Annotated in this window: 9 protein-coding genes; 1 reads left to right on the forward strand and 8 read right to left on the reverse strand. The window is 41.8% G+C overall.

Annotation, left to right across the window (positions count from 1 at the left end):
* Positions 1-136 precede the first annotated feature (136 nt).
* Complete coding sequence (locus CEX98_RS12715) at positions 137-724, reverse strand: CBS domain-containing protein (RefSeq protein WP_099642435.1); 588 nt, start codon at positions 722-724, stop codon at positions 137-139.
* A 765-nt stretch (positions 725-1,489) separates the two neighbouring features.
* Between CEX98_RS12715 and CEX98_RS12720 the strand changes: the two genes are divergently transcribed.
* Positions 1,490-2,446, forward strand: coding sequence for an FHA domain-containing protein (locus CEX98_RS12720; RefSeq protein WP_099642436.1), 957 nt, complete (start codon positions 1,490-1,492; stop codon positions 2,444-2,446).
* 43 nt (positions 2,447-2,489) lie between these two features.
* Here CEX98_RS12720 and CEX98_RS12725 read toward each other — a convergent pair whose 3' ends face one another.
* The 7 genes from CEX98_RS12725 to bfr (CEX98_RS12755) all read right to left on the reverse strand — a co-directional run bounded on the left by CEX98_RS12725 (position 2,490) and on the right by bfr (CEX98_RS12755) (position 11,441).
* Positions 2,490-3,002 (reverse strand): DUF962 domain-containing protein, encoded by a 513-nt coding sequence (locus CEX98_RS12725; RefSeq protein WP_099642437.1) that lies wholly within the window; start codon positions 3,000-3,002, stop codon positions 2,490-2,492.
* A gap of 103 nt (positions 3,003-3,105) precedes the next feature.
* The gene (locus CEX98_RS12730; RefSeq protein WP_099642438.1) at positions 3,106-3,480 is read right to left on the reverse strand and encodes a DUF1294 domain-containing protein; all 375 of its coding nucleotides are present in this window, start codon (positions 3,478-3,480) and stop codon (positions 3,106-3,108) included.
* Between the two features lies 1 nt (position 3,481).
* Positions 3,482-5,647: an exonuclease domain-containing protein gene (locus tag CEX98_RS12735; RefSeq protein WP_347337903.1), complete on the reverse strand. Its 2,166-nt coding sequence runs from the start codon at positions 5,645-5,647 to the stop codon at positions 3,482-3,484.
* A 77-nt stretch (positions 5,648-5,724) separates the two neighbouring features.
* On the reverse strand, positions 5,725-9,036 hold the full coding sequence (locus CEX98_RS12740) for a PAS domain-containing hybrid sensor histidine kinase/response regulator (RefSeq protein WP_099642440.1): 3,312 nt from the start codon (positions 9,034-9,036) through the stop codon (positions 5,725-5,727).
* A complete protein-coding gene (locus CEX98_RS12745) occupies positions 9,033-10,262 on the reverse strand; it encodes an ABC transporter substrate-binding protein (protein ID WP_099642441.1) in 1,230 nt (409 codons plus the stop codon). The genes CEX98_RS12740 and CEX98_RS12745 overlap by 4 nt, the downstream gene beginning before the upstream one ends.
* A 222-nt stretch (positions 10,263-10,484) precedes the next feature.
* Positions 10,485-10,967, reverse strand: a complete 483-nt coding sequence (bfr, locus tag CEX98_RS12750) for a bacterioferritin (protein ID WP_099642442.1) — start codon at positions 10,965-10,967, stop codon at positions 10,485-10,487.
* Between the two features lie 3 nt (positions 10,968-10,970).
* The gene (bfr, locus tag CEX98_RS12755) at positions 10,971-11,441 is read right to left on the reverse strand and encodes a bacterioferritin (RefSeq protein ID WP_099642443.1); all 471 of its coding nucleotides are present in this window, start codon (positions 11,439-11,441) and stop codon (positions 10,971-10,973) included.
* Positions 11,442-11,585 lie beyond the last annotated feature (144 nt).

The following is an 11,585-nucleotide window of genomic DNA, read 5'->3' on the forward strand; positions in this document are numbered from 1 at the left end:
ATTTCATCCTTAAAATTGATTAGAGAATTAATTCAATCGGTATTATTAGGTTGAATACAAGTACACTGCCAGTGTGGCCCTCTAAGCCACACTGCAAACCACATACGCTAAACCAACCAAGCTAAAAACAATGTGATCAATTGATAAGATCTTCTCTGCCACTGACAACACCGAAAATCTCTTTAAATGAAGTTGGCTTTTGCAATATGCTCACAGGAATGTGAAGTGCTCTTGCAATATCACCAGCTGAAATCATTCCCCTTAATCCTTCATTGCCAATTAAGAGCACATGTTGCGACCCTAAGCTCTGCAGGGTCTCAAGTACATCTCCAATGGTACTTCTAGCCACAATCTCATAGGGCACAGCGTATAACGCCTCTTTAGCTACCATTACATCTTCAACACATACATCTTCACGAGAGATTTGCTTTCTTTGTGCCACACTGAGTACCTTACGACCCGACAAATCTCTACAATTCACCACGCCCAAAAAGTTATCGCCTTCATCCACAACGAGTTTTGACCTAACATGGCCATTTTTCATCATATACAAGGCATGATCTATATCGACATCTTTTGCAATCACCTGCGGTTGTCGCCGAGTAAAGTCAGTCACCACTTTAAGAGCACTGCTGTCCATTGTTAACGGCTCAGAGTCAAAATGGTCGCATAGTTGAAATGTCCCTTCTAATTTCACGGTTTTCAATGCGTTATATCGGCCCATTTGATTACTCCTTAGTGAGTAAAAATACCTATTTCTTGTACCAACAGCATCGAATTTATGTGCTTGAGCATAAAAGTTGCAAAAACGCGCGGTGCTTTGGCTGTAATTACTGTCGTCAGGTAGACTCTACTCAATAAAACCCTTGAATTAGCAAGTGCTTGCTGATGCTACTGACTGTATGCTTTGCTACCTTAAAATATGGTTTATGACGGCGATATATTCAAGTCGATATGCTATAAAAGTCCCGTAATCTCAGTGTAATGCGGTGTAATAGCTAAATTTTTGTAAACCGATTAAACTAAACATGTTTGCTAGGACTTGTCAGTCTTTTACCAAACAAGTGGTCGAGTTTTTGGGGTTCCGCGTCAAACTAGAAAAACTGTAATACCACTTAGCCTAATTATTTGTGCTCTATTTTGAGGCGAGAAAATCTTGTCGATAACCAGGCGAAAATTTTACTATTTAGTTGTTCTAAATGAGAAATTTTTAATACCGTTAGCGTCTGATTTACCCTCTCAAATTGAGCAAGTATTAAGACTAAATGGTGTAATTCCAAATCAGACCATGCCAGTTGCATAAATACTGGTGAATTCTTCCCTCAACGAGACCCACCTCGTGGGTCTTTATCATTGAGTAGAAGGGAATAAAATTGTATGCTTCGCGTCACCTATACACTGAGTTTTGTCAAATTGCGGCCTTGTTAGTGCAAGATAACCGAATAATGTATAGGCATGTAATTTTCATCAAAGTTATACGGAACTAACTATGGCTTATTTAATCGACGAACAGAAACTCGAACGAGTCTATCTCAAAAGCTATCACACGGTAGGCCGCTACAAATATAGCGTAGACACCTTGATAGACAAGCCAGGGGTTTCGAGACATCACGCCATCATAGAGCTCAATGAAAACAAATGGTTTATCAGAGATGTTAGCACCAATGGCATTTGGATAAATGATAAAAAGCTCGACAAAAACTTGCCGTATCAATTATTTGAAAATGACAAGATCGATTTTGCAGCGCCAGGCCAAAATTCTTTTGTCGCGGCCAATTTACAAACGGAATGCCAATATTTAGTTTCTCAGTCTAATAATCAAAAAGTAATTGAAGTCACCAACCAACTGCTGCTTCCCAGCGAAGACGAGCCTAAGCACATCATTTATTATGATAAGTTGCTTAATTATTGGTTTTTAGAGGACCTCAATACCTCAGACCGTCAGGCACTCATTGATGGTAGTATTATTTCATTGATGAATGATCAGTGGATGTTTTTTTCTGCAACCACCATCGCAGTCACAAAGCACTTAGAGTGTCAAAAAGCCGCAAAACCTATGGCGCTCGAGTTCAATGTGAGTCAAGACGAAGAAGACACCCAGTTAACGCTGTGCGTTGATGATAAGCACCTCGATTTGGGGGTAAGAAGTCATCACTACCTTCTGTTGTTGCTTGCGAGAGCCCGTATTCAAGACAAAGATGCGGGGTTAGAAACAGACGTGCAAGGATGGGTTTATCGTGATGACCTAGCAAAAGCATTAGGTGTACAAACTAATCACATGAACATCATGGTACACAGAGCACGCAAGCAGTTTGTTGACTCAGGCGGCGATGATTACCCAGAGGCGACGTTTTTACTGGAAACACGTTGTGGCAGAGTGAGATTAAACTGCCAAGACATCACCATCATTAAAGGGTCTAAGCTAGAAACGCGTATGACCACCTAGCCTCATGATTAAGCGGGCAGAAACCACTCTTCTGCCCCAATGCTTAGGCTTTATACTCACCAGCATTATCAATTATCTCGTTTTCTAGCTGTTTAAACAGTCCAAACAAAAACAACAACTCCACCAAAACGAATAGAGGCCCTATCGCCAGCCCAATCAGGTCATCAACAAATGCAGGTTTTTTACCTTCAAAATAATGACCGATAAACTGCAATACCCACCCCACAAAAAAGACACCAGCCCAGAACAGTATCGTCATCACCCCAGCTTCGATTAACAATGGATTGACGATATACACCAACCAATAGAAGCCCCCTAGAATAGCGCCCATCAACAGGGCTAGTACCAGCGATAAAAACGCATAGTAAATGCATAGTGCCACACCAAGTACAAGCGCTAAGGTCACCGTCATCCCCGATACCTCAAACAGCGGGATAAATGTCATACCAACCACAGCAAGCACAATCAGTGGGATCCCAAAAAAGTGGGTGAGTATATTCTTTTTACTACGGTGATATTTGGCATACTGGCTCAGTAATAGTACTAACTTATTCATTTTTATTCTCTCCGTTATATTAAGTTTGATAATTGTTCAAACAAGAAGATTTAGCAATAAAAAATTCACTGAATAAGTAGTCGTTGTGATCAGATTTGTTAGGTCAATTCACCATAAATAACCATATAAACAGGGCTCCGAATGCCAGTGATTGCATAACTAAAACGATTAACAGCTTTAAGTTAAAGCTCGGTTTAATGGTCTTGTGTCTTAGCACGTACATTGCGAAAGGAGTACAAATATTTAATCCAATGAGGCCACACAGCAACAGCGTTTTTTCAGAAACCCGAGACTGAGCCAATGTTGAGGCACGCTTATCCCACCAAAATAAGAGTAGAATAATTAGGTTCAGTACCAATAAGAGTGCTGCTGAGTAGACAGGTTGCCATGGCAGCTTTGCGACACAAACTACCCCTAACCAAACACCAGTTCCCCAAAACAACCCCATTTGTTGATGCATAAAGCGAACCGCAGACATGTTACTGCTCCTGCCTTATGGCGTTAATCTGCAAAAAGATTTCAGTGGCTGCCAAGGCATCATCCATGGCCCTATGGTGATTAACTAAATCAACCCCTAATGCCTGTGATAACGCGCCTAGCGCATAGGATTTCAGTCCTGGTATATACTTTCGCGCTAACTGCACAGTACAAAGTTTAGCTCGACAAAACTCCCCGCCCGCGCGGATACACTCCTGTCGAATAAAGCCATAATCAAAGTTAACATTATGGGCAACAAAAATTGCCCCTTGACTAAAATCCAGCACTTGGTCCATCACTTCACTGAACCGCGGTGCGCCGTTGACCATGGCTTGAGAGATCCCCGTTAACTCCGTTATTCTTGCTGGTATACGGCGCATCGGATCGACCAATGACTGCCACTTGTCTACCACCTCACCGTTCACCACTTTAACCATGGCAATTTCAGTGATCCTATCAACTTCCTTATTGCCCCCTGTCGTCTCAATATCTACAATGACATAAGGTTGCTCTGGTGTAATTTGCCACTCTACAGTTTGTATTTTAGTCGCAATATTGCACGTCAGTAACTTCGCAATACTAACGAGCTGACTTCGACTTAGGCTGTCGCCCGGGGCCTTAATTTCCTCAAATCTAATCCCACTCTCAGGTGCAACCACCATCAGATCAGGGAACCCAGACCTCATAGAATTAAAGTCCTGAGACATTAACCGAAGCACCTGCTTTAGAGTGTCGATATTACTGTGAGAAAGTAAGCATTCAACTGGCTCTAACAGTTGCTCATGCCAGTAAAATAGCCGATTTGGTTCTCCATAATTTTCTATCATCTGCTTTAATAGCCAAGCTGACCATGCTTTTGCACTTGTAAAACTGGCTAAGCGAGCTTCAATATCATGACCCAACTCAGCATAAAACTGATTGTCTTTTAACACAGCAGGGGTACGAGAAAACCCATTTGCCACAGAGCTATTGGGGTGATTAAATAACTCCTGCCAGAAAGTTAGTCCGAACAGAGTTAGCCAGATCTTGTTCTCAACATGATATGCTGCGACCCCATGACGTTGATAATAATCAACGACCCCCGCTTCTGTTTGCCCCTTATACGCTTCATCTACCTTTATTGCCGGGGCACTTTTTCTGAGCATGTCAGTCAATAGGGAAGTGCGTTTCTTATTAAACTTTCGCTGATAAAAATCTTCAGCAAATATCATCAAGGTCTCGTCGTATTCGCCCTGTAAAATCTGCTCAAGCTGCTGTTTAGCTACCTCAATAGCTCCCATTTTATAGTGGTGACGGATCAGTGCTTCAAGTGCTTGAGGATGCTCACTCACCGCCAACAGCCTAATGTAGTGCGCAGATGTCGGCCCCAATTTCTTGGCTAATGTGTATGCGTATTTAGCAAAAGCCGATGTCGCGTAGTGACCAACAGCCTCAGGATTTTTCTGCGCTAAAAGGTTTTCTGCTTGAGCAAACAATTCGTCCTTTGTGATCTCTTTTAGCTCTGCTAGCGCTGTTGTATAGAAAAAAGCACTCTGAGCTTCTGCCCGTTGTTCAAAATGAGCATGATAATGCTTAACAGCGCTGCGCGTATTCATAACCCCGAGATCCCGCATGGAGAACTGTGCCAAGCTAAATCCGGGCTTAGCAAAATATAAAAATAAGAAGTAATCAACATCAGCTTGAAATGTAAGGGTTAAATAGCCTGAAAAATGGCTTTGCTGATGTAATTGTGCCACAGGCATAGCACCTAACAATGCATTGATCCAATCCGCTTTTTTTGCTGTTTTACTAGGTAACTCTGTTATGAGGCTGGCTTCAGCAAGTTGAATTAAATGGGGCTTTGTAAGGCAGCCAAAGAAGGTCCTTAAGTCCTTTTGTACGACACCGCGAAGTAGTTTTTTCTCTTTAAGTTCAAGTGCAACAGATTGAATATCCTCAATTTCTTGGTAATTCAACTGATGAACATCTAGGTATGGGGTTTTACGAGAAATAAAGCGCACCAACAAACATAGCTCGTTCTCAGGTAATTGCTGCAGCCGTTTTAGCAGTGTTAGCTGTGCGTCACTCAATAATGGCTCACAAACCTCAAAGAGGTATGTCACAAGCTCATTGAAATGGCTTAAATAATACTTTGCGGGGAGTTCTTTTCTCAAAGCGTAGCAATACAACTGTTTTTATATACAGTAAATTTATCACATAAAAAACTAATTGCCAATTTCAAACCCTATCGCCGTTAAGTTTGGCGCTACGTCGTTCCCTCTTTATCGTCGTTAGCTAGGTATATGCTTTTATATAACCAGTACTGTAACTTCGTACTCAGTGGCTCTTGAGAGATAGGTTTAGTAAGGTAATCATTCATGCCAGCGTTTAAGCACTTTTCCCGGTCGCCAGTCATGGCATTTGCAGTCATTGCTATCACTGTTAATGCCCGATATACATCACCAGCCTCACCTTCACGAATTAACTCTGTAGTTCGATACCCGTCCATTTCTGGCATCTGGCAATCCATCAGAATAAGTTCAAATTGACACTCGCCATGACTCGATTTAAGTAACTCTATTGCCAATAGCCCATTCTCTGCCACTGTCACCGCTTCGATCCCCAGTTTTTTCAGCATACTCAGTGCAACAACTTGATTAACCTTATTATCTTCAACCAGTAAAATCCGACACGGAGTTGGCCATTTTAACGGCGTGTCGGTGGTTTTTCTTACCAACTTTAAATAATGACTGGTTACTAGTGGTTTTGCTTGTGCAAGCGTCTGACCATCTTCGGCTAAGATCGTCAGTGCATCAAATAAGTCTTTGGTAGTCACAGGTTTGGGGAAATAACCAGAGTAACCACGCTCAGCGTAATACTGACCATCTCCTTTCGCGCCCATTTGCGTCATCATAATGAGTTTCATCGACTGCCATCGCTTATCATTTTTAAGTGCTTCGCCGAGCTGCTCACCAGACATCCCTCGTAATGTCATATCCAAAAGCGCAATATCAAAAACCGTCTTATCTTTTTGATACTCTGATTCGCACAATGACAGAGCCTGGATCCCTGAGTTCGCTTTGTATACTTCAGCTCCCCACAGCTCTAGCTGTGACTCTAATGTTGATAGCGTGGACAAGCTGTCATCTACAAGTAGTATTTTTATGCCCGCTAGATTAATCTCTGAGGTGTTGAGTTCAGCGTTATCACTGGGAGTTAACGAGATAAAGAACGTAAATTCACTGCCATAGCCTAAGCGACTCTGAACGCTAATATCTCCTCCCATAAGTTCACAGAGCTGTTTTACAATAGCTAAACCTAAACCTGTACCACCATACTTACGAGTGGTTGAAGCATCCACTTGTGAAAACTTGGTAAATAGTCTGTCTGCTTTATCTGCCGGTATGCCTATTCCTGTATCTTCAACCGTGCAAAAAAAGCGCAATGGCTCTTGTGTTTTATCGAACCAAGCACGAATAATAATTTCGCCCTGTTCGGTAAATTTAATCGCATTACTTATCAAGTTGGTGAGCACTTGCCGTAGCCGACTCGGGTCTCCTTTCACCACAGGTTCGTTGATCTGAGTAACGTCTAGAACTATCTCTAACCCCTTTTTCTGTGCCTGTAGCGCTACCGACTCTACCAGCTCTCCAAGCAAGCTTCTCACATCAAAGTCAAGCTGCTCTAGCTCCAATTTACCGGCTTCTATTTTGGAAAAATCTAAAATATCATTGATTAAGTTTAATAAGGACTTTGCACTCCCCATAGCCAAACTCACTTTATGTAATTGTGTTTGAGTAAGGTGTTCGTCCTCAAGTAAACTGAGCATTCCAATAACCCCATTCATTGGGGTGCGGATCTCATGACTCATCGAAGCAAGAAATTCACTTTTGGCCTTTGCGCCCTGCTCGGCTTGATGCTTGGCCAACTCTAACTCCTTTTTCGCCTCCACTGCTGCAGAAATATCTTGCTGAATACCGACAAATGCAGTGAGTTGATTGTCTTTATTAAATACAGGGGAAATCTGCAAGCTATTCCAAAACGCTTTGCCCGATTTCGTGTAGTTTATCAGCTCAACTTTTACAAATTCATGATTAATAATTGCCGCTCTAATTTGGTCAAGCGCTTGCGGTTGAGTTTTTTCTCCTTGAAGCACGCGGCAGTTTTTTCCTAAAACCTCCTTTCCATATCCAGTGATATGCTCAAATGTTTTATTCGCAAATACAATCGGTAATTCTGGTTTATTGGCATCAGCAATGGTAATACCAACGTTTGCACACTCTATCGCTTGGGCAAGCAGATCATTTTGCTCTTTTGCCTTTCTCAACGCTTCTTGCCGAAGCTTTTGCTCGGTAATGTCTGACAGCGACCCGACGATCCGCTTTGCTTTGTTATCTTTTAGTGCCGAAGCGCCCTTAAGCCAGTAATAACGATAATTGTTTTGTCTTGTTTTAATTCGACACTCAATGCCAAATGGTTCTTCTTCGGTCATATGATAATGAATTGACTTTTCTAGGTTCGCCAAATCTTCTGGATGCACTCGGTCAAACAAACTGGAGATGTGGGCAGAAAACAGCGCTTTGTTTTCTTGGGTAAACCCTAGTAAAGACTTAAATCTATCAGAATAAAACACCGCATTGCGTTCAAGATCCCAGTCCCAAAGTCCATCGTCACTACCCACGATTGCTAATTTAAACCTTTCTTCACTGCGCTCTAGAGTGCGCTTCGATTCTTCCAACTTTTTAAATGGGTTTAATAGTAACTGCCTGCCAAATAACAATAATAGACCGAATGAAATCAATAAGCCGAATGCTATAGCGCCCACAAGGTCCCAAACAAACCCTGCCACCTCATCGGTAATCAGACGCTTTTCTATGCGGTAATCAAGCCTTAGGCCAGTAGTGCCAATGTCGAGAGACTCAATACTAAAAAAGTCTTCTGGATTTGTAGTATCAGAAAAATTAACCCAGCGCCCTGTGAGTGAAATATTATGGAATCGATGATCCATAGATACCGATAATAAGCTTTCCAAGCTAGTTGAAAGCTCACCGATTAATGCGCCCTCAGCAAAACCGTTATAGTAAATTGGCACCGCCACAGTAAAGTAGTGTTGATTGCCAACCTCTGTTAAATCAATTGCACTGGCTATATCTGCATTGATGACTTTATCCAGCCATTGGGGCTTAGCATCGAGCACTTCATGATGATCAAAGTTTGCGTAAACCACTTCACCAAGCACATTGATCACCAGTAACTTCTCTTCCTTACCTATGATCTGAAAGTCACGGAGAAAGTCTTGCAATTTAGCAGCGGAGAGCCCCGTTCCCATCGCGCCATTAACGACAATTGAATGCGATGAAAGATCGGTAAGAACTTGCTTGCGGCTTTCCAAGTAGAGCGTTAGATTATTGACCGCCAACTGGGCCTGAGTCTCATTGGTTTCCTTCACTAAGTCTTCCACAATGACGTTTGCTCGCAATCCAACAAATAGCGCGCTTAGTACCAGTGAAATGACGAGTGTGAGTATCAAAAAAGCATAAAAGGCTCGATTGCTCGTCAATGAGAGTTTACTTTTCAATGCTGCTCCGAATAGTTATAGATCAGCTTAATACTGCCGTTAGGCTGATATTGACCCATACATAAATCATCAACAGTGAGTGCTTCATGCGCTGAATCATTATTACTAGACCATACACTGAACGGCCGTTTATATTTTTTTACTAAGCCTTGTACTGGCGTGTACAGGTTTTCCAAAGCCGTTTTCAATCGCGCTCTATTTTGAGTCATGGAATCCGTAAACTCGACTTGCTTTGAAGCTGCAATCAGTAATTTTGCAATGTCATAACCATGAACAAATCCGGGGGTTGCTTGTACAAATCCATTTGTCGCAAACGTATCAGGAAACAATTCTCTTGCACGGCTATAAACTTGCTGAGCATTTTCATTAAGGGGTTTATTCTCAAACGAAAAGCAGCTCTGTAGCACGGCTAACGTAACTTCCGAAGCCAGTTTGCTCCCTGCCACTTCAAAAAAGTTACCCGCAGTGATCCCCCAATGGCTCACAATTGGTAGTCGCTGCGCCTCATCAATACTGGCCATTGCATTAATAAATTCAGCGCCCTCGAGCGCATTACCAACAAAGATAACGCATTGCGGATCGCTTTCGATAATATTGCGAGTAATAACTCGCGCCTCACTGGCTTTTGTAGACCAATTAAACCAAGAAACAGGCAGTGCATTAGTCGGTTTAATCTTTTTGTATTCAGTTAAAATGGTGTCGTAGTTCGACCTTCCCCAAGCGGTGTCTTCTAATAGCAAATGTGGTGAAAGACATTTTTGTCCTAGGGTATAGTTAATGAGGACTTTCCCAGCTTTTGTATCGTCAACGGAGAGCCGAAATACCCAATTATTCTCACTTGGATGGCGTGTGATCGGGCCTCCGGCTGCCCAAGGAACAAGTAAAAGTGCCTGGTTTTCATTTATAAACTCTCTAAATTTAATGTACGGAGGAGAGTGCACACCACCAAGCACCAGCAGTGCACTTGGGTCTTTTAAAAACTGCTTAAAATGCAGTAAGCTGCGGTTACTGTTGCCACGATGATCTTTTGGTATCAATTCAATACGATGCCCTTGAAGTTTGTTATCCACCTCATTGAGGGCAGTTAAAAATCCCATTTTTATCGCTTCTGCTGACTCGCTTAAATTGGAATAGTCAGCATCATGATAAATTCGCAGCGTCTTATCTCCTTGAGCTGCCAAACAAATCGAGCTAAACATACAAAAAATGAATAATAATATTTTCATCGCTTCACTGTTCGCAATTCACTTACCTAAAGGTTAGTCCAAATCATTGTGTTTGCTTAGTTTTAAAGTAATTCTTCTGGCTATTTTGAATATAACTACAAAAAAGAAGACGAAGCTTCGCATATCACAGGTTTTTGCTTTAATGCCGTGAATATTAGGTGCATTAGGACTAGAAAGACGGATATAAAAAAGCCGCACCAAATGATGATGCGGCGGCTGGGATCATTCAGAGTGGTTGTTAAGCTGGCTCTGAATGTAGTTTGGTAACCCAATTAATTTAATTAGGTTTATATGTTGTTCGAGCCAATAGATGTGGTCCATTTCCGTGTCGTCTAACAAACTTTCAAGCATAGTTCTCGTGACATAATCTTGCGCTTGTTCACAGACTGCAATGACTTTTTTGAGATGATCTTTAACCAGTACTTCTGCGGCTAGGTCATTTTCTAGCATCTCTTTCACATTTGAACCAATATGGATTGGCGCACGAGATGCCGTGTCGGGTGTACCTTCCAAAAACAAAATGCGTTCAGTGATCCGCTTGGCATGGTCGAGTTCCTCTTCGTACTCATGAGAAAGCTGCTGGTGTAGCTTTTCAAGGCCCCAGTCTTCGTACATTTTGGCATGAGCAAGATACTGATCCATAGACGAAAGCTCTAGGGTAAGTTGCTTGTTGAGTAGGTCGATTACCGTTGAATTACCTTGCATTACTTACCCCTCAATCTGCGACTGCAGATAGTTTTCAATGCCAGTGTTCTTAATTAAGAAGTGCTGTGTTTCAAGCCAATCAACATAGTCTTCTTCATACTCTAAAATAGCTTCAAGTAGCTCACGACTGACATAATCTTGTTCCGTTTCACACAGCGCAATAGCCTCCCTTAGAACAGGAAGTTGATCGAGCTCAAATGCGAGATCACACGCCATCATCTCTTCACAGTGTTCACCAATGCGAAGCTTTTCTAAATGTTGTAAATTGGGTAACCCCTCGAGAAAAAGAATGCGCTCGATAAGGTCATCTGCTTGCTTCATATCCTTAATAGATTTTTTATAAGCTTTTTCGTTGAGTTCTTCCAATCCCCAATTTTTGTACATTCTTGCATGTAAAAAAAACTGATTAATGGACGTTAACTCTAGCGTCAGCACTTGGTTTAGTGCTGTTAAAACTTGCTTGTTACCCTGCATAGGGCCCCCTAATGATTGTCGAGTGACGCTCTATAACCCTAGTTCAATATTTATGCTTCGCAAGATTAAATAAAAATAACAGTTTTCTTGATATACTCTTTTAAAATAAACAACTTATAAGAGTATTAATAACAATTTTCATTA

The sequence above is a fragment of the Pseudoalteromonas piscicida genome (assembly GCF_002744175.1).
GTDB lineage: Bacteria > Pseudomonadota > Gammaproteobacteria > Enterobacterales > Alteromonadaceae > Pseudoalteromonas > Pseudoalteromonas piscicida_B.

What these genes read in the sequence shown, in the direction of transcription:
- CEX98_RS12725 (WP_099642437.1), bottom strand. Translation starts at nt 3,002, where the DNA reads ATGAATAAGTTAGTACTATTACTGAGCCAGTATGCCAAATATCACCGT.
- bfr (WP_099642442.1), bottom strand. Translation starts at nt 10,967, where the DNA reads ATGCAAGGTAATTCAACGGTAATCGACCTACTCAACAAGCAACTTACC.
- CEX98_RS12720 (WP_099642436.1), top strand. Translation starts at nt 1,490, where the DNA reads ATGGCTTATTTAATCGACGAACAGAAACTCGAACGAGTCTATCTCAAA.
- CEX98_RS12715 (WP_099642435.1), bottom strand. Translation starts at nt 724, where the DNA reads ATGGGCCGATATAACGCATTGAAAACCGTGAAATTAGAAGGGACATTT.
- CEX98_RS12730 (WP_099642438.1), bottom strand. Translation starts at nt 3,480, where the DNA reads ATGTCTGCGGTTCGCTTTATGCATCAACAAATGGGGTTGTTTTGGGGA.
- bfr (WP_099642443.1), bottom strand. Translation starts at nt 11,441, where the DNA reads ATGCAGGGTAACAAGCAAGTTTTAACAGCACTAAACCAAGTGCTGACG.
- CEX98_RS12745 (WP_099642441.1), bottom strand. Translation starts at nt 10,262, where the DNA reads ATGAAAATATTATTATTCATTTTTTGTATGTTTAGCTCGATTTGTTTG.